14 protein-coding genes, 2 tRNA genes and 1 pseudogene are annotated in these 18003 nt (G+C 67.1%); 12 read left to right on the top strand and 5 right to left on the bottom strand.

Features of this window, described 5'->3' with window-relative positions; all coding sequences use genetic code 11:
• The first annotated feature begins 422 nt into the window (after nt 1–422).
• From dnaA to SACGLDRAFT_RS00045, 9 genes are all read left to right on the top strand, one after another.
• Nucleotides 423–2162 carry a chromosomal replication initiator protein DnaA gene (gene dnaA / locus SACGLDRAFT_RS00005; protein WP_005460691.1) on the top strand — a complete coding sequence of 580 codons (1740 nt, stop codon included), beginning with the start codon at nt 423–425 and terminating at the stop codon, nt 2160–2162.
• 819 nt (nt 2163–2981) lie between these two features.
• A complete protein-coding gene (gene dnaN / locus SACGLDRAFT_RS00010) occupies nt 2982–4109 on the top strand; it encodes a DNA polymerase III subunit beta (RefSeq protein ID WP_005460692.1) in 1128 nt (375 codons plus the stop codon).
• Nucleotides 4110–4141: 32 nt separating this feature from the next.
• Nucleotides 4142–5038 carry a phosphogluconate dehydrogenase (NAD(+)-dependent, decarboxylating) gene (gene gnd, locus SACGLDRAFT_RS00015; RefSeq protein ID WP_005460693.1) on the top strand — a complete coding sequence of 299 codons (897 nt, stop codon included), beginning with the start codon at nt 4142–4144 and terminating at the stop codon, nt 5036–5038.
• A complete protein-coding gene (recF, locus tag SACGLDRAFT_RS00020) occupies nt 5039–6202 on the top strand; it encodes a DNA replication/repair protein RecF (protein ID WP_005460694.1) in 1164 nt (387 codons plus the stop codon).
• 286 nt (nt 6203–6488) lie between these two features.
• Complete coding sequence (locus tag SACGLDRAFT_RS22420) at nt 6489–7007, top strand: DciA family protein (protein ID WP_005460695.1); 519 nt, start codon at nt 6489–6491, stop codon at nt 7005–7007.
• Nucleotides 7008–7294: 287 nt separating this feature from the next.
• Nucleotides 7295–9259 (top strand): DNA topoisomerase (ATP-hydrolyzing) subunit B, encoded by a 1965-nt coding sequence (gyrB, locus tag SACGLDRAFT_RS00030; protein ID WP_005460696.1) that lies wholly within the window; start codon nt 7295–7297, stop codon nt 9257–9259.
• Nucleotides 9260–9324: 65 nt separating this feature from the next.
• Nucleotides 9325–11874: a DNA gyrase subunit A gene (gene gyrA / locus SACGLDRAFT_RS00035; protein WP_005460697.1), complete on the top strand. Its 2550-nt coding sequence runs from the start codon at nt 9325–9327 to the stop codon at nt 11872–11874.
• 32 nt (nt 11875–11906) lie between these two features.
• The gene (locus SACGLDRAFT_RS00040; protein ID WP_005460700.1) at nt 11907–12623 is read left to right on the top strand and encodes a DUF3566 domain-containing protein; all 717 of its coding nucleotides are present in this window, start codon (nt 11907–11909) and stop codon (nt 12621–12623) included.
• A 50-nt stretch (nt 12624–12673) separates the two neighbouring features.
• Nucleotides 12674–12747, top strand: a tRNA-Ile gene (locus SACGLDRAFT_RS00045).
• Nucleotides 12748–12823: 76 nt separating this feature from the next.
• Here the strand turns inward: SACGLDRAFT_RS00045 and SACGLDRAFT_RS00050 are convergent.
• Entirely contained in the window at nt 12824–13588 is a 765-nt protein-coding gene (locus SACGLDRAFT_RS00050; protein WP_005460701.1) for a nucleotidyltransferase domain-containing protein, read from the bottom strand.
• Between the two features lie 95 nt (nt 13589–13683).
• Here SACGLDRAFT_RS00050 and gvpU point away from each other — a divergent pair, with 95 nt between their 5' ends.
• Nucleotides 13684–14100, top strand: a complete 417-nt coding sequence (gene gvpU / locus SACGLDRAFT_RS00055) for a gas vesicle accessory protein GvpU (protein WP_005460702.1) — start codon at nt 13684–13686, stop codon at nt 14098–14100.
• 55 nt (nt 14101–14155) lie between these two features.
• Here gvpU and SACGLDRAFT_RS00060 read toward each other — a convergent pair whose 3' ends face one another.
• Nucleotides 14156–14386 carry a CsbD family protein gene (locus tag SACGLDRAFT_RS00060; protein ID WP_005460703.1) on the bottom strand — a complete coding sequence of 77 codons (231 nt, stop codon included), beginning with the start codon at nt 14384–14386 and terminating at the stop codon, nt 14156–14158.
• A 130-nt stretch (nt 14387–14516) separates the two neighbouring features.
• Here SACGLDRAFT_RS00060 and SACGLDRAFT_RS00065 point away from each other — a divergent pair, with 130 nt between their 5' ends.
• Together SACGLDRAFT_RS00065 and SACGLDRAFT_RS00070 are read left to right on the top strand one after the other, a co-directional pair.
• Nucleotides 14517–14708: a DLW-39 family protein gene (locus SACGLDRAFT_RS00065; RefSeq protein WP_005460704.1), complete on the top strand. Its 192-nt coding sequence runs from the start codon at nt 14517–14519 to the stop codon at nt 14706–14708.
• Nucleotides 14709–14743: 35 nt separating this feature from the next.
• Nucleotides 14744–14819, top strand: a tRNA-Ala gene (locus SACGLDRAFT_RS00070).
• 580 nt (nt 14820–15399) lie between these two features.
• On the opposite strand, the pseudogene SACGLDRAFT_RS23040 reads toward SACGLDRAFT_RS00070, so the two are convergent.
• From SACGLDRAFT_RS23040 to SACGLDRAFT_RS21445, 3 genes and pseudogenes are all read right to left on the bottom strand, one after another.
• A pseudogene (locus SACGLDRAFT_RS23040) lies at nt 15400–16485 on the bottom strand (recombinase family protein); the annotation flags it as partial.
• A gap of 366 nt (nt 16486–16851) precedes the next feature.
• Entirely contained in the window at nt 16852–17439 is a 588-nt protein-coding gene (locus SACGLDRAFT_RS00080; protein WP_005460707.1) for a hypothetical protein, read from the bottom strand.
• A gap of 8 nt (nt 17440–17447) precedes the next feature.
• Entirely contained in the window at nt 17448–17978 is a 531-nt protein-coding gene (locus SACGLDRAFT_RS21445; RefSeq protein ID WP_005460708.1) for a single stranded DNA-binding domain-containing protein, read from the bottom strand.
• Nucleotides 17979–18003 lie beyond the last annotated feature (25 nt).

Genomic DNA, 18003 nt, shown 5'->3' on the forward strand with positions numbered 1-18003 from the left:
CGTGAGCGGCCATCCGGCCTGCGACACCGCCCCCTGTCTGCGGCTTCGGCGAGGTTTCGACGCGGTCGGTCGGGCACTCGCGTCACCCGTTCGCAGAACACCACTGGCGACACGCCAAGACCCGTGCTTTCCTTGCCCTCACGCCCGCCTTGTGGCATCGCGCACGGCTTGTTAGCGTGCCCCTCCTCGGACTTCGACGAACCCACCGGGGCGTGGAGTGCGGTCACAGGAGTGGGAGACTCGTTCCGGGGCGAACCATGATCCCGTGGGGTGGAGGGTCCGCGGGTCGCGCGTACATTGGTGCACAGTTGTGGATAACTATGTGGATACCTGCTGCGTACGCGGGTGGCCACGCCGACCTGCCGTGACGCTCCGCCGAGCCGTCGAGGGGAGAAAGGTCGAGGGGAGGGGAGCGGAGCAGCGTGTCTGAGCACCAGCTGAATCTGGCTGTTGTCTGGGAACAGGTTGTCGCGGAGCTCTCCGAGGGAACGTTGTCCCCGCAACAACGTGCGTGGATGCGGGTGACTCGTCCCATCGGTCTCCTGGACGGCACGGCTCTGCTGGCCGCTCCGAGCGACTTCGCCAAGGAGGCCATCGAACGCGCACTGCGCGAGCCCATCACCTCGGCGCTGTCCCGTCACCTCGGACGTGAGGTGTCCCTCGCGGTGAAAGTCGACACCACCGAGAGCGCGCCGCCTCCACCGCCCGCTCCGCCGAGCGGTCCCGCGCCGTCCGTCTCGCCCGCGCCACCCGCCGGCCACTACGGACCGGCGCCGGTCGGACCGCCTCCGGAACGGCCCCCGATGCCGTCGGGCGAGGACACCATCATCATCCCGGCTGTCCGGCCCCGTACCGAGACGGTCGAACCGCGGATTCCGGGCCTGAACCACCGGCCACCGACGATGCCGGCGGCGCATCCGCCACCTCGCCCGGCCGGGCCCCCGGCGCAGCCGCCGGCTCCTCATCCCAAGCCCTCCGCCGAAGGCGACGACGGCGACGAAGAGGTCGACGAGGAAGGCGAGGCCCTGGCGGCGGTCCACGAGATCTGGCCGACCTTCTCGGGGTCGACCCAACAACCGATCGCCGGCCAGCCCTACACCGCTCCGGCGCAGCCTCAGACGTCGAAGACCCGGCTGAACGAGAAGTACAACTTCGACACGTTCGTCATCGGGGCTTCCAACCGCTTCGCGCACGCGGCGGCCGTCGCCGTCGCGGAGGCACCGGCTCGGGCCTACAACCCGTTGTTCGTCTGGGGCGAGTCCGGACTGGGCAAGACACACCTACTGCACGCGGTCGGACACTACGCGCAACGGCTGTTCCCCGGGATGCGGGTGCGGTACGTGTCAACGGAGGAGTTCACCAACGACTTCATCAACTCCCTCCGCGACGACCGCAAGGTGGCGTTCCAACGCCGGTACCGCGACATCGACATCCTGCTGGTCGACGACATCCAGTTCCTGGAGGGCAAGGAAGGTACTCAGGAGGAGTTCTTCCACACCTTCAACACGCTGCACAACGCGAACAAGCAGATCGTCGTGTCATCCGACCGGCCACCGAAGCGGTTGGAGACGCTGGAGGAGCGGCTCCGCACACGGTTCGAGTGGGGGTTGATCACCGACATCCAGCCGCCGGAGTTGGAGACCCGCATCGCCATCCTGCGCAAGAAGGCCGCGCAGGACCGGTTGGCCGTGCCGGGTGAGGTGCTGGAGTTCATCGCGGCCCGCATCGAGGCGAACATCCGCGAGCTGGAGGGCGCGCTGATCCGTGTGACGGCGTTCGCCTCGTTGAACCAGCAGCCCGTGGACGTGGGACTCGCGGAGATCGTGCTCCGTGACCTCATTCCCGCCGATTCCCAGGCGCCCGAGATCAGTGCGTCGACGATCATGCGCGTGACGGCGGAGTTCTTCGACGTCACGGTGGAGGACCTCTGTGGCCCCGGCAAGACCAAGGCCCTGGCCACGGCCCGGCAGATCGCGATGTACCTGTGCCGGGAACTCACCGACATGTCGTTGCCTCGGATCGGGCAGGCCTTCGGGGGCCGCGACCACACCACGGTGATGCATGCGGACAAGAAGATCCGCAAGGAGATGGCGGAACGGCGTCGGATCTACGACCAGGTGCAGGAGCTGACCTCCCGCATCAAGCAGCGCGCCCGTCAGTGACGCCGTAGCGTTTCCCCCTCGGACACCGCGCCCGGACTTCGGTCGGGCGCGGTTCTTTCTGTCCGCCCCATGCGATCGGGGCACCGGCTCGCCCACTTCGGCAAAAAAAGCTCGCGTGCTGGTTTCCGAGTTATCCACAGGACTACCCGATCGAGTGTTACACATGTGGATGGGGGCGAAGACCAGGGAAAGTGATCGTTTGTCCACAGTAGTCCACAGTCTTTCCACAGATACTCCACAGGGTTGTCCCCACTTCTGTCCACATCGAGGGTTCCGTCACTCGTTCCGGTGGCGGAGCTGTGGGCGAGAGGTGGACAGCCCGGGTACAACTCGGCCCAAATCTGTGGATAGAGCTGTGGACAACTCGACCGGGGTGTGGATAGTTCGTTGTTGGCACCCGTTCATCCACACGCACCCCGAGTTGTCCACGGAGACATCCCCGGGTTGTCCACACGCCGATTTGGCTAATGACCTGCGGCAACGGGCGTTATCCACACAATCCACAGCCCTTACTACTACGGCTGAATTTTTCTTCGATGGAGAAGAAAAGAAGAAAAACAGGCTCGGCGCGAACCCGGGGACAACTCGCTGCTTCCGGCCCCCCGGAGGCCTCGGAGAACCCGTGGCCCGAGGTGAGGCCGCAAGTCAGCACGCTCTACCGTGGAAGTCCACACGTCGGTGCGCTCGATGGCTCACGGCTGTCATCCGTGGTCAACGTGATCCGTCGTCGTGCGGACCCACAAGCCTCGCCGGGAGTCATCCACCGGCGGTTGCGATCCCACGAGCTCCAACCGGCTCGGTTGTCGAAAGGATGGGCGCATGAAGATCCGCGTCGAGCGCGACGGACTGGCCGATGCCGTCGCATGGGTGGCCCGGAGTCTGCCGTCGAGGCCGCCCGTTCCCGTACTCGGTGGTGTCCTGCTCGACACGGGGGGTGGCACCGAGGCCCTGACCGTCTCGGGATTCGACTACGAGGTCTCGGCCACCGTGGGCGTGCCCGCAACCGTTTCCGACGAAGGCCGCACGCTCGTGTCGGGCCGGTTGCTCGCCGACATCACCAAGGCCCTGCCCGCCCAGCCCGTCGACATCTCCGTCGAAGGAGCTCGCGCCACCATCACGTGCGGAAGCGCTCGCTTCAGCCTGCCGACCATGCCGGTGGAGGACTACCCGCAACTCCCCGCGCAGCCCGAGCTCGCCGGCGAGGTGGCGGGCGACGCCTTCGCCCAGGCCGTCGCCCAGGTGGCGGTCGCGGCGGGCAAGGACGACACCCTGCCCATGCTCACCGGTATGCGCGTCGAGATCACCGGCACCACGCTGACCCTCGTCGCCACCGACCGGTTCCGGCTCGCCATGCGAGAGTTCGACTGGCAGCCCGCCGACGGCATCTCCGACTCCGCCGTGCTCGTCCCCGCGCGGACGCTCGCCGACGCGGCCAAGTCGTTGGGTTCGGCCGGGACCACGGTGCAGATCGGCCTGGCGGGCGGCGACGGTCTGCTCGGGCTCTCCGGCGGGGGCAAGTTCACCACCACCCGCCTGCTCGATGCGGAGTTCCCGCCCTATCGACAGCTGCTACCGTCCGAGCACTCCTCTCGGGCGATCCTGCACGTTCCCGCGCTCATCGAGGCGATCAAGCGTGTGTCACTGGTCGCCGAGCGGGGCACTCAGGTCAGGTTGGAGTTCACGGACAGCTCACTGCGGCTCTCGGCGGGTGGCGACGACGAAGGCAGCGCGGAAGAAGAGCTTCCCGTCGACTACGAGGGGGAACCGGTGATCATCGCGTTCAACCCCACCTACCTCGTCGACGGACTCGGCGCCTTGCACGCCGAGCGGGCCGAACTGACGTTCACGACGCCGAATCGACCCGCACTGATCAAACCTGCCGACGACAACGGTGACGTCGTGCCCGGATATCTCTACTTGTTGATGCCGGTGCGGCTTCCCGGCTGAGCAGCGGCACGCCTGAAAGGGGACCATGCGTAATGGCACAGCTTGGACTCGTCGGTCTGGGCAAGATGGGCTTCAACATGCGGGAGCGTCTTCGCGCGGCCGGTCACGAGGTGGTGGGCTACGACCGCAACGCCGAGGTCAGTGATGTCGCCTCGCTGCAGGAGCTGGTCTCGGCGCTCTCCGCGCCCCGGACGGTCTGGGTGATGGTGCCCGCCGGTGAGCCGACCCGGCAGACCATCGCCGAACTCGCGGAGCTGCTCGCCGAAGGCGACTTGGTGATCGACGGCGGCAACTCCCGCTACACCGACGACGCCCGCAACGCCGAACTGCTCGGCCGTCACGGGGTGAGCTACCTCGACGTCGGGGTCTCCGGCGGGGTGTGGGGCAAGGAGAACGGATACGGCCTCATGGTCGGCGGTGACAAGGCCGACGTCGAACGCGCGATGCCGTTTTTCGACGCCCTGCGTCCCGAGGGGCCGCGTGAGGAGAGCTTCGCCCACGCCGGCGGGGTCGGGGCCGGACACTACGCGAAGATGGTGCACAACGGCATCGAGTACGGGCTCATGCAGGCCTACGCCGAGGGCTTCGAACTGCTCGACGCCTCGAAGGTCGTGGAGAACGTGCCCGCCGTGATCAAGGCGTGGCAGCGGGGCACCGTGGTGCGTTCGTGGCTGCTCGAACTCCTGGTCAACGCCTTGGAGGAGGACCCCGAGCTGGCCGACCTCGAAGGTTACGTGGAGGACTCGGGCGAAGGCCGGTGGACGGTGGAGGAGGCCATCAACAACGCCGTTCCCGCGCCGGTGATCTCCGCGGCGCTGTTCGCGCGCTTCGCGTCACGACAGGAGGACTCGCCGGCGATGCGTGCCGTCGCGGCGCTTCGGGAACAGTTCGGCGGACACGCCGTCAAGACGAAGAAGGTATCCGGCTAGGTGTACCTACGGCACCTCCAGGTGACCGACTTCCGGTCGTGGGAGCACGTCGATCTTCCGCTCCGGGCGGGGCCCACCGTGTTGGTGGGTCCCAACGGGCGGGGAAAGACCAACCTGCTCGAAGCGATCGGGTACATCGCGACGCTCTCCTCACACCGGGTCGCCACGGACGCTCCGCTGGTGCGGCACGGGTGCGACCGAGCTCTGGTGCGTGCGGCCGTGGTCAACGAGGGCCGGGAACTCACCGTGGAGCTGGAGATCGCGCCGGGCCGAGCGAACCGGGCGCGGATCAACCGGGGCGCCGTCGGCAAACCGCGCGACGTACTGGGCATCTTGCGGACGGTGCTGTTCTCGCCCGAGGACCTGGCGCTCGTGCGAGGCGACCCCTCCGAACGGCGACGATTCCTCGACGAGCTGCTCGTGCAGCGTGCCCCGAGATACGCGGGAGTGCGCTCGGAGTACGACCGGGTGTTGCGCCAGCGGAACGCGCTGTTGAAGAGCCTGGGCAGGTCCCGCCGCGGTCGCGGTGAGGAAGACCCCTACGCGGCCTCGACGCTGCAGGTGTGGGACAACCACCTGGCGACGACGGGGGCCGAGCTGCTGGCCGCGCGACTCAACCTGGTGGCGGACCTGGCGCCGTTCGTGGCCTCGTCCTACGCCGAGGTCGCGCCCGACTCCCGACCGGCGCTGATCTCCTATCGATCGAGTCTCGGTGCCGCGTTGCCCGAGGGCAGCGGCACCCCGGACGGCCCGAGGGTGACGCCGGAGGAACTGGCGGAAGTGCTGCTGCGCGTCCTCGGCGAGTTGCGCGACGCCGAGCTGGAGCGGGGCGTGAGCCTGGTGGGGCCGCATCGGGACGACCTCGACCTGGTGCTGGGCCGGGCTCCGGCGAAGGGCTACGCCAGCCACGGCGAGTCGTGGTCGTTCGCCCTGGCGCTTCGACTGGCGTCGTACCAGCTCCTGCGCGACGAAGCGGGCGGGGAGCCGGTCCTGCTCCTCGACGACGTGTTCGCCGAACTCGACACCCGCCGGCGTGCTCGGTTGGCCGACGTGGCCACGAAGGCCGAACAGGTGTTGGTGACGGCCGCGGTGGAGGGTGACGTGCCCGTCGAACTCGACGGAGTGCGCTACCGGGTGTCGGAGGGTGAGGTGACCCGTGACTGATCGGGGACAGCCCACGCGACGAAATGTGACGGCCGACATGCGAGTTACCCACCGACCTGGGGATAAGTCTGTGGATAGTGTGGATAACTCAGGTAGCGCGTTACCACTCCGGGTGACCGAAGGTCCGGAGGAGGGAACGAATGGTTCTCTGGTGAACGCTGTCGATGACGAAAAGCCCGAACGTCGCACAGAGCGTAGCAACGACGTTGGGCCGAACGAGGCCGGGGGTCACCCCGCTTCGGAGGCCTCCCGGCCACGTGAGGACAGTCGTCCACAGGGGCGCGACTTGGCCAGGGCCGCGTTGCGCGCCGCCAAGGAGCGCGCCGCGGCGCGCGGGACCGAGCCGGGCTTCCGCAAGCCGGGGGCGAGGCCGGTCGGGGGCCGTGCGATGTCCGGGCTGTCGGGCCAGAACCCCCGCCGACACCGTTGGTCGGGTCCGGGGTTCGACGAGCGGGACCCGCAGCCGTTCGGTCGTCTGCTCGCGAGGATGTCGAGCCAGCTCGGCTGGAACGCCCGGCTCGCGAACGGCCGGGTCTTCGGACAGTGGCCGACGTTGGTGGGGGCGGACGTCGCCGAACACGCCCAGCCGGTGGCGTTGAACGACGGGGAGCTGACCGTGCGCGCGAGTTCCACCGCATGGGCCACTCAGTTGCGCTTGCTGCAACGGCAGCTCCTGGCAAGAATCGCAGCGGGCGTGGGAAACGGTGTGGTCACCAGGATGAAGATTCAGGGGCCGACGGCCCCGAGTTGGCGCAAGGGGCCTCGGCACATCCCCGGAAGGGGTCCTCGCGACACCTACGGTTGAGTCGCGGTACGAGCACAGCGTGCGACTTGGTCGGCACCACCTTCACCTACGCAGTCTGAAACCGCGCAGCGCGGGCCGGTGTCGGTATCACCTAGGCCGGACTCGCGCTCGACCGAAATCGCGTCTCTGTGACGCAGCCAGGGCCGTCCTTGGTGCCTGTAAGCGCGACTGGCCAAGTAAACTTGTGGAGGCAAGCCGGATTGGTGCCGGAACGAGTATCAGCTTCGGGCCCAACGTAGGACCTGAATCACAGGCGTCCGTTGGGCGAGACGAGGAGAAGTCAGCCGGTGGCAGCAAACAACAGCGAATACAGTGCGTCCTCCATCACAGTGCTTGAGGGCTTGGAGGCGGTCCGCAAGCGCCCCGGCATGTACATCGGTTCGACCGGTGAACGTGGGCTGCACCATCTCATCCAGGAAGTCGTCGACAACTCGGTCGACGAGGCCATGGCGGGATTCGCCACGCGCGTCGAGGTCACGTTGCTGGCCGACGGTGGGGTCCGCGTCGTGGACGACGGCCGGGGCATCCCCGTCGACATCCACCCCGTGCACGGCAAGCCCACCGTGGAGATCGTGCTGACCCAGTTGCACGCCGGCGGCAAGTTCGACAGCAAGTCGTACGCGGTGTCGGGCGGGTTGCACGGTGTCGGTGTCTCCGTGGTGAACGCGCTGTCCACCGCTCTCGACGTCGAGGTCCACCGCGACGGCAAGATCTGGGTGCAGCACTACGAGAGGTCGGTGCCCGGTGAGCTGCTGGAGAAGGGGCCCACCGACCGCACCGGCACCAGCGTCACGTTCTGGGCCGATCCGGAGATCTTCGAGACCACGACCTACAACGCCGAGACGGTGGCCCGGCGGCTCCAGGAGATGGCCTTCCTCAACAAGGGCCTCACCATCGTGCTGCGCGACGAGCGCGTCACCGAGGAGGAGGACGCGGACGCCACCGGCGAACGCGCCGGGATCAAGGAGCGCACCTACTACTACCCCGGTGGGCTCGAGGACTTCGTCAAGCACATCAACGCCACCAAGGAGGCCATCCACCCCAGCGTCATCTCGTTCGACCAGAAGGGCGACGGCCTGGAGGTCGAGGTGGCGATGCAGTGGAACAACGGCTTCACCCCGTCGGTGTACACCTTCGCCAACACGATCAACACGCACGAGGGTGGGGCCCACGAGGAGGGCTTCCGCGCCGCGCTGACCCGCGTGGTCAACGCGTACGCCCGTGACAAGAAGCTGCTCAAGGAGAAGGACGCCAACCTCACCGGTGACGACGTCCGTGAGGGCCTCGCGGCGATCGTCTCCGTCAAGCTCGCCGAGCCGCAGTTCGAGGGGCAGACGAAGACGAAGCTCGGTAACAGCGAGGCGCGTTCGTTCGTGCAGACCACGTGCAACGAGTGGCTGGCCGACTGGTTCGAACGTAACCCCGCCGAAGCCAAGATCATCATCAACAAGGCGGTGTCGAGCGCGCAGGCACGACTGGCCGCCCGCAAGGCGCGGGACCTCGTGCGCCGCAAGGGCGCGATGGACATCGGTGGTCTGCCCGGCAAGCTCAAGGACTGCCGTTCGCGCAACCCGGAGGAGTGCGAGCTCTACATCGTCGAGGGTGACTCGGCGGGTGGTTCGGCCAAGGAGGGCCGCGACTCACGGTTCCAGGCGATCCTGCCCATCCGAGGCAAGATCATCAACGTCGAGAAGGCCCGCATCGACAGGGTGCTGAAGAACCAGGAGGTCCAGTCGCTCATCACCGCGCTGGGCACCGGCATCCACGACGAGTTCGACATCTCGAAGCTGCGGTACCACAAGATCGTGATCATGGCCGACGCCGACGTCGACGGCCAGCACATCCGCACGCTGCTGCTGACCCTGCTGTTCCGGTTCATGCGACCGCTCATCGAGCAGGGCTACGTCTACCTCGCGCAGCCGCCGCTCTACAAGATCAAGTGGCCGCGTTCCGAGCCGGAGTACGCCTACAGCGACCGGGAGCGTGACGGGCTCCTGCGGGCCGGTGCCGAGGCGGGTCGGAAGCTGCCGAAGGACGACGGTATCCAGCGGTACAAGGGTCTCGGCGAGATGAACGCCGAGGAGCTGTGGGAGACCACCATGGACCCCGCCAACCGCGTGCTGCTCCAGGTGAGTCTCGACGACGCGGCGCAGGCCGACGAGTTGTTCTCCGTGCTGATGGGCGAGGACGTCGAGGCACGTCGTTCGTTCATCACCCGCAATGCCAAGGGCGTGCGGTTCCTGGACGTCTGATCCGGGTCACCGTCAAGTACCCGCGTGAAGCCAGACGTCCGACCGCGTGAAAGGAACTTCCAGCCGTGACAGAAACCCTGCCGCCGACCAACCACGGCCGCATCGAGCCTGTTGACCTGCAACAGGAGATGCAGAACTCGTACATCAACTACGCGATGAGCGTAATCGTGTCGCGAGCTCTGCCGGACGTGCGTGACGGCCTCAAGCCGGTGCACCGGCGCGTCCTGTACTCGATGTACGACTCGGGCTTCCGCCCCGACCGCGGGTACAACAAGTGTTCCCGCGTCGTCGGCGACGTGATGGGCAACTACCACCCGCACGGTGACTCGGCGATCTACGACGCCCTGGTCCGACTCGCCCAGCGGTGGGCGATGCGGTACCCGCTGATCGACGGTCAGGGTAACTTCGGCTCGCCCGGCAACGACCCCGCCGCCGCCATGCGGTACACCGAGTCGCGCCTCGACCCGCTGGCGATGGAGATGCTGCGGGACATCGAGGAAGAGACGGTCGACTTCTCGGACAACTACGACGGGCGCACCCAGGAGCCCGACGTGTTGCCCAGCCGTATCCCGAACCTGCTGGTCAACGGTGGTTCGGGTATCGCCGTCGGTATGGCGACCAACATCCCGCCGCACAACCTGCGCGAGGTCGCCGAAGGTGTGTTCTGGGTGCTGGACAACCCGGACGCCACCGACGAGGAGATGCTCGAAGCCCTGATGCAGCGCATCAAGGGGCCGGACTTCCCGACGAGTGGCCTGATCCTCGGTACGCAGGGCATCGCCGACGCCTACCGCACCGGCCGCGGCTCCATCCGTATGCGCGCGGTGGTGGAGGTCGAGGAGGACGCCAAGGGCCGCACCACCCTGGTGGTCACCGAGCTGCCGTACCAGGTGAACCCGGACAACCTGGTCGAGAACATCGCCACCCTGGCGCGCGACGGCAAGATCGCCGGCATCGCGGACATCGCCGACGAGTCCAACAGCCGCAGCGGCATGCGCATCGTGATCACACTGAAGCGCGACGCGGTGGCGAAGGTCGTACTGAACAACCTCTACAAGCACACGCAGCTTCAGTACAACTTCGGCGTCAACATGCTGGCGCTGGTGGACGGCGTTCCCAGGACGCTGCGCCTCGACCAGATGGTGCGGCACTACGTCAACCACCAGATCGACGTCATCGTGCGCCGGACCCGGTTCCGGCTGCGCAAGGCCGAGGAGCGCGCCCACATCCTGCGTGGTCTGGTCCGGGCCCTCGACCACCTCGACGAGGTCATCGCGTTGATCCGCCGGTCGCCGAGTGTGGACGAGGCCCGTAGCGGGTTGATGGAGCTGCTGGGCGTGGACGAGGCCCAGGCCACCGCGATCCTGGACATGCAGCTGCGTCGGCTGGCCGCCCTGGAACGGCAGAAGATCATCGACGAGCTCACCGAGATCGAGGCGAAGATCGCCGATCTGCAGGAGATCCTGGACCGCCCCGAGCGGCAGCGCGCCATCGTCCGCAGCGAGCTGGAGGAGATCGTCGAGAAGTACGGCGACGACCGCCGCACCCAGATCATCCCCTACGACGGCGACGTGTCGATCGAGGACCTGATCGCCGAGGAGGACGTCGTCGTCACGATCACGCGGACCGGCTACGCCAAGCGCACGAAGACCGACCTCTACCGCTCGCAGAAGCGTGGCGGCAAGGGTGTCCAGGGCGCGACGCTGAAGCAGGACGACATCGTCGAGCACTTCTTCGTGTGCTCCACCCACGACTGGGTGCTGTTCTTCACGAACAAGGGCCGGGTCTACCGGGCGAAGGCCTACGACCTGCCCGAGGCCAACCGCAACGCGCGTGGTCAGCACGTGGCGAACCTCCTGGCCTTCCAACCCGACGAGTACATCGCCAGCGTCATCCAGATCCCGAACTACGAGGTGGCGCCGTATTTGATCCTGGGCACCAAGAAGGGGCTGGTGAAGAAGTCGCGGCTGGCCGACTTCGACTCGCCACGCTCGGGTGGACTCATCGGCATCAACCTGCGCGAGGGCGACGAACTCGTCGGTGCCGTGCTCGCCTCCGCCGAGGACGACTTGCTGCTCGTGTCCTCGGACGGCCAGTCCATCCGCTTCCACGCTAGTGACGAGGTGCTGCGCCCGATGGGCAGGGCGACCTCCGGTGTGCTCGGGATGCGGTTCAACAACGGCGGCGAGCTGCTGAGCATCAACGTGGTCAAGCCCAATACGTTCCTGCTGGTCGCCACGGCCGGTGGGTACTCGAAGCGCACCCCGGTGGAGGACTACCCGGTGCAGGGGCGCGGTGGTAAGGGCGTGCTCACCATCCAGCACGATGAGAAACGTGGCAGGCTTGTGACGGCGCTCATTGTCGATGCCGACGACGAGTTGTACGCCATCACGGCCAGTGGTGGGGTGATCCGGACACCCGCCGCGCAGGTCCGTCAGGCCGGGCGGCAGACCAAGGGGGTCCGATTGATCAACCTCGACGAGGGGAACACCCTGCTGGCCGTGGCGCGCAACGCGGACCGGCCGTCGGACGTCCCGGAAGTGGAGGGTGCGGGGAGCACCGAAGCCGAGGGCGATGCCGTGTCGAACACGGACGCAGACACGGAGCAACAGTAGTGGCTCGCGACAGACAGAGGGACTGACCGGTTGTGACACCACCTGACAACACCGAACAGAGCGGCTCCGGTGGAACGGACACCAGTACGGAGGAGGTTCCGCCGTGGCAGCGGGTGGCCCAGGACAGCTCGACACCTTCGTCGGAGGGTGACGACCGCGCCACCCAGTGGCTACCCAGTCCGGCAAGTCAGGTGGGCACCCAGCCTCCGGCCGCCCCGCCACCCCAGCAGGGCGGTGGGGCCGCGGAGCCGGCCCTGGCTCACAGCGGTGCCTCCGGCGGCGGGCTGTTCGGCCAAGGCGCCGGGGAGCGGGCCCAGCAGTCCGGCAGTGGAGGCGAGACGTCCGGTTCGATCCGGTCGGTGAGCGCGTTCCGCAGGCCGGGGCGAGGGCCGCGAAGGGCGAACCTTCAGGTCAAGCGCGTCGACCCGTGGTCGGTGCTGAAGCTGTCGCTCGTGCTGGGCGTGGCGTTGTTCTTCGTCTGGCTGGTGGCCGTCGGTGTGTTGTACATGGTGCTGGACGGCATGGGGGTGTGGGACAACCTCAACGGCACCTACAACTCGCTGGTGGCCAACGACGGCGCCGACGACGAACTGCTCATCACGGCGGGGACGGTGTTCGGTGCCGCGGCCATCGTGGGTGCGGTGAACATCGTGCTGATCTCGGCTTTGACCACGGTGGGCGCGTTCGTCTACAACGTGTGCGCCGGGCTCACCGGCGGGCTGGAACTCACGTTGTCGGAACGGGAGTGACCCCACTGAAAGGGCGCTGATCGGCTTGAGGTAAGCTGTTCAGCGTCCAAGGGCCCATAGCTCAGGCGGTTAGAGCGCTTCGCTGATAACGAAGAGGTCGGAGGTTCAAGTCCTCCTGGGCCCACTCGAAGACCGAAGGCCGTTTCCCCTCGGGGAAGCGGCCTTCGGTGTTTTCGTGGTCGGTTTTCGGGGACTCGCCCTCACCGTCCGGCCTTGGCGGCCGCCACGGCGGCCGCGCACCGGCCTCGGACGGTTTCCACGAGATCGGCGAGGGTGTCCGGTGTGGTGGCGACCATCAGTTCGTCGATCCCGTCGAGCCCCGCTTTGGAGAGCAGGGTCTTCTCGTTGGTGACCCAGATCCCGCGAGCGGCGAGCACCGCGTGCGCGGCCTGACTCGTGGCCTGCGCAACGAGACCGAGGCACTGGGTGAGTCTGCCGTGTCGAGCGTGACCGGCCTCGGCGTAGGTGAGGGTGAAGTCGGCCATGCCCCACCAGACGTCGGGCGCGCTCTCCCGCAGCTTCTCGGGGTACTCGGGTCTGGGCAGCGTGCCATGCAACACGCGGTTGAGCGTCAGCTCGGCCACCACGAGGTAGCTGGGAATGCCCGCGAGGTGGAACATCAGCGGCTCGACGTGGAAACGACCTTCGCGGGCCTCCGCCAACTCGTGTTCCACCACCGTGAGGTCGCGGTAGTGGATGTCGACGGGCCGGTCGTCGACACGTAGCCAGGCGCCGCCGTTGAAGACACCGCCGCCCCAGGCGCCGAGGTCGCTGACCTCTCCCGGCCAGCCGAGGTCGCGTAGCCGATCGGGGTGGAACTGGCCGCGGTAGTAGATCGCGAGGTCCCAGTCGCTGTCCTCGCGGTGCTCACCGACGGCTCGGGAACCACCCAGAGACACTGCTTCGACACCCGGCAGCTCGGCCAGCCGAGGCCAGACTCGGTCGAGGAATCCGTCGTCAGTCACAGGCGTGATCCTGGCAGGGTTTCCGTTCGGGCGCGTTCCGCACGGGTAGTAGCTCCCCGAATCGGTCCGTGACTTCGGGGTGAGGAGGTGGGGCGATGGGAGCGGCCCGACCGGACTTCCTGTTGCAGGCGTTCGTGGACGCGGCGAATCAGATGGAGGACTTCGCCATGGGCGTCACACTGAGCGTTTCGGGGGGAATCATCTCGGGGGATCTCGTGACGGCACCGCGATGGATGGACGAGGTCGCCACACTCGTCGAAATGGAAGGTTCGGAAGCGGCGTATCACATCGCGAACGTGTACCGGGAACAGGCCGGCCTCTACAAGAAAAGGGCCGCGCAGAATCGCGGAGAAGTGCACGGCGAGGTGACCTATATTCACCTGCGCGACACGCAATGGCTCATGCGGGACGGTCGGCTCGGACCGGAGCCGGGAGTGCATTGGCGGGGATTGCTCACCGAGGTGTCCGGGTGGGCCCTGGGGCGGCTGCCATTGCCCGGTATGCGCTACTGAGCCGCTTCCGTTCCACGTGGAACAGCCGCGGGGCCGGGGCTTGCGACCTGCGGTTCTACTGTTGGCGACGTTCGCGCTCCTCGGCTTCCTTCGCTTCCCGCTGGGCCTGCTGGGCCTGTTCCTGCTTCTCGGCGGCCGCCTGCTGCGCGCTGCCCTTCTCCTGCTGCGCGCTGCCTTCGCGTTCCATCTCGTCATTGCCGAGGAAAGTGCCCGCGGTCTCTTTCGCGCGTCCCTTGAGGTCCTCGACCGCTCCCTTGATGCCTTCTTGCTTGTCGCCGCCGGCCATGACAATTCCTCCTATTTCGTCCGCCTTCTGTCGCCAGCTACCCGTGGGGTGGACCGCGTAAACGCGGGCGTACTGTCGTGCAGTAACATCACTGGTGCACGGTCAGCAGGTTGTCGAGGAGGGCTTCACCGTGAAGAAGCTGTTGGCACTCGCGGTTGTCGTGGGCGGCGTGTTCTTCCTGATCAAGCGCAACAGGGACGCGAAGGCCGAGGCGGACCTGTGGCGTGAAGCCACCGCGCCGACCGAGCGTCCGGCGAACGGTGTCTCCCCGAACGGCAGCGCGCCGGCGAAGGCCGGCTCGGACGCCGCGAGCAAGAACTGAAGTTTTCCCCGCGGGTGTTCTTCAGCCCGCGGTCCGGGGCTGTAGCTCAATTGGTAGAGCGCCGCTTTTGCAAGGCGGAGGTCAGGGGTTCGATTCCCCTCAGCTCCACCAAATCGGAAACGTTCGAACCTTGCCCCGTGTCATTGCGGGGCAAGGTTTTTTCGTTGCTGCGACTGGCGTTTGAGGTGAGGATCGTGGCGATAGCGGGCTTGGGCGTGGCAGTGATGTTCTCCTCGTCGTCGACGGTGATGCGGTCGAACAGTGCCCGGTTGAGCATCCTCCGCTCTGCGGGTTCGGCCTTGGCGTAGAGGTCACCGAGGTCGGTGAGGATGCCGAGGACGGAGCCGAGTCCTCCCTTAGCCTGTTCGTAGGTGGTCTCCAGGGTGTCGAGTCGGCTCTCGATCGAGGTGAGGCCGGCGTGGATGCGGTCTTGCTCGGACTTGAGCAGGTCGAGCGGGATCGCGTCGGCGTAGTGGGCTTGGAGGAGCTTGACCTTCTCGGCTTCGAGCTTCGCCTTCTGCGCGGTGAGGCTGGCGCGCTCGTCGCTGGTGGATGCGGCCAGGGCGTCGAACACCTGCCCGAGCACGGCTTGGATGCCGTCTGCGTCGTCGTCGCTGATCCCGACATGCTGGTAGGCGGTCTCGATCCGGTCCTCGATGCGGTGTGCGAGGAGCGCGCTGCGCTGGCAGGTGTTCTGCTTGTAGCGGCGGCCGGTGCAGGTGAAGTAGTCGTAGAGCACACCCTGGTGGTTGCGGGGCCGCTCGAACGCGAGCCGCTTACCGCAGGCACAGTAGATCGAGCCTTTGAGGTAGTGATCGTACTTCTGGGGCTTGTCGCCAATGATGTTGTTCTGCCGCAGGATGGTCTGCACCTGCTCGAACGTCTCGGGGGTGACCAGCGGCTCGTGCGCGCCCTCGTAGGTGACGCCGCGGAAGGAGACGATGCCCTGGTAATAGGGGTTCGTCAGCATCTTGTGCAGCAGCTTCGTGGTGACCGGCCGCTCCGGGTACGCGGGCGTGGGGCGGGTGGTGAGGCCGCGGGTTTCGAGTTCGCGGGTGAGCTTGGACAGCGACCAGTTGCCGGAGGCGTAGGCGGTGAACGCGAACCGCACATGCTCGGCCCGTTCGGGGTCGGTCTCGACGTCGCGCACCTCGCGGCCCTTCGCGTCGACGGTGCGGATGTTCAGGTAGCCCAGCGGTGCCCGGTTCGGGGTGCCGCCCATCGACGCCTTCTGCACGAGCCCCTTGGTGACCTCCTGGGCGAGGTTGAGGCTGTAGAACTCGGCGATCGAGGCCATGATGCCGTGCATGAGCATCCCCGAGGGGGTCTCATCGATGTTCTCGGTGACCGACACGAGCGTGACCCCCTTGCCGCGCAGGGTGGCGTGGATGATCGCGTCATCGAGCCTGTTCCGGGCGATCCGGTCGACCTTGTTGATGATGCAGTACCGCACGGAGTTGGCCGCGAGGTAATCCAGCATCTCTTGGAGTGCCTTGCGCTTGACGGTCTTGGCGGACTCGCCGGGCTCGATGAACTCGGCCACGATCACCGCACCGAGCTGGTCGGCCTTGCGTTCGGCGGCCTCACGCTGCGCCGGGATCGACAGGCCTTCTTCGAGCCCGTTGCGGGTGGCCTGGTCCTTGGTCGAGACCCGCAGGTAGGAGATCGCGGGAACCTTCCCGTCGGGAAGGGTGACGTCGGCGGCGGGATGGACGCCGTTCGCCAGAGAACGCAGGATCGACAGGTCGATCCCTGCGGGCAGATCAAGGAGTGTCATGGTCGTGACTCGCTTTCAGACGCTCACCCGCCCCAGGAAGGGTCGGGCGTGGGCGCCGTCTGGCTGTCACGACAGTGGTTGGGAGTGGCCTACCGAACCGCGACGGGTTCGGGCAGTGGGCTTGAAGAGCCGGTAGCGCCCATGTTGGTGGACGTACACCACGATTCTACCGTTCGGTGCTCAGGAGCTGCCGAAGGTAGGAGCCGGCCTGTCCAGCTTGGGTGCCGGTGCCGGCCTCGCGGAGCGCGACGCGCAGGAGGACTTCGGCGACCTTCTCCGCGTCGATCTGCTCACGCCGGGTGAACACGATGCGCACGTTCCGATCCGAGGTGGCGCGCTGGGTCTTGCGCTGATAGTTCCGCACCATCAGTCGTCCTCGTCGTCGGGTTCTCGTCTCTGATCGAGGCGGGCGAAGAACTCATCTTCCGCGGCCTGCCGCTTGGCGACTTCCTCGATCACGAACTGCACGAAGTCGTCGCGCCGGTGCTCGATCGGGGTGTCCTCGACCGGCGCCGCGGGCGGTTCGCCGGGCCAGGTCGTCTGCCGGGAGGGGCGGTCGCGATCCAGCCTGGTGCCGGAGGCGGCCACCCAGTCGCGCAGCCGCTGCCGGGCGGCGGCGAAGTCGCGGTGCCAGCCGAGCGGGGCGCTGCCGTTCTGCTCCGGCTCGAACGCGCTGAGCCAGTGCAGATGCAACGCGGAAAGCTCCCACTGGAGCTCCGGGTGCCGATGCCAGTACGGGGGGATCACTGACGCGGGCAGCGCATAGGTCTTGCGCAGCCACTCGACCCACCGGTTGAGGGCGAGCCATTCCTGCTCCAGCTCGTGCGCGGTCAGCAGGTTCCAGTTCACCGGGCCGACAGGCCCCGGCGTCTGCGATCCCGGCCCGGCCGGGTCGTCGTAGTCGTCGTCCTCCCACTCCTCGGACGGAATCGTGGGGTCCAGGTCGTCGCTCATGGCGGGCCTCACATCGCTCGGGCGGGCTGCTCGGCCTCGACCTGGTCGGCCTGGACCGGCTCGAACGCGGAGCTGCGGCTCTGCTCTCGGCTGGGCTGCTCACGATCCGGGGTCTCTCGGCCCTGCTGCTGCATGTCCACGAGGCGGCGCGGCGTGCCGACCTGGTAGTTCATGCGCGCCAGGTCGTGCCCGAAGCGGTTCGCGATGAACCGCTTCCGCGATGCTCCGGTGTCGGGGTGCGGCTTGTCTTCCATCCGACCGAACGCCAGGAACACGTCGCGCTTCTGCAAGTGGGTGTCGCCGTGCACGGCGGCGCCCTCGAACGCGACGATGGTGTGGAACGTGGTCGGCAGTTGGGTGCGCGATCCGTCCGGGTGGTAGTCGTAGTGAATCTGGCCGGCCCGGAAGAACAGGTACGGCTTCCCGTTCTCGTCGGAGAACTTCGGTTTGCTGGCGACGAACCCGTAGAAGCCCGCTTCCAGCTCAGGGTCGACATCGGGCTCCCGAGGCGCCTGGGTGGTGGGGTCTTGCTCGCTCATGAGAATGCTCCCTGATGGTGTCGGT

It is taken from the genome of Saccharomonospora glauca K62 (assembly GCF_000243395.2).
Taxonomy (GTDB): domain Bacteria; phylum Actinomycetota; class Actinomycetes; order Mycobacteriales; family Pseudonocardiaceae; genus Saccharomonospora; species Saccharomonospora glauca.

Excerpts from the sequence above, each read along its gene's own strand:
- gvpU (WP_005460702.1), top strand. The coding sequence starts at position 13,684 with ATGGGAGCGGCCCGACCGGACTTCCTGTTGCAGGCGTTCGTGGACGCG.
- dnaN (WP_005460692.1), top strand. The coding sequence starts at position 2,982 with ATGAAGATCCGCGTCGAGCGCGACGGACTGGCCGATGCCGTCGCATGG.
- SACGLDRAFT_RS21445 (WP_005460708.1), bottom strand. The coding sequence starts at position 17,978 with ATGAGCGAGCAAGACCCCACCACCCAGGCGCCTCGGGAGCCCGATGTC.
- SACGLDRAFT_RS00060 (WP_005460703.1), bottom strand. The coding sequence starts at position 14,386 with ATGGCCGGCGGCGACAAGCAAGAAGGCATCAAGGGAGCGGTCGAGGAC.
- gnd (WP_005460693.1), top strand. The coding sequence starts at position 4,142 with ATGGCACAGCTTGGACTCGTCGGTCTGGGCAAGATGGGCTTCAACATG.
- SACGLDRAFT_RS00080 (WP_005460707.1), bottom strand. The coding sequence starts at position 17,439 with ATGAGCGACGACCTGGACCCCACGATTCCGTCCGAGGAGTGGGAGGAC.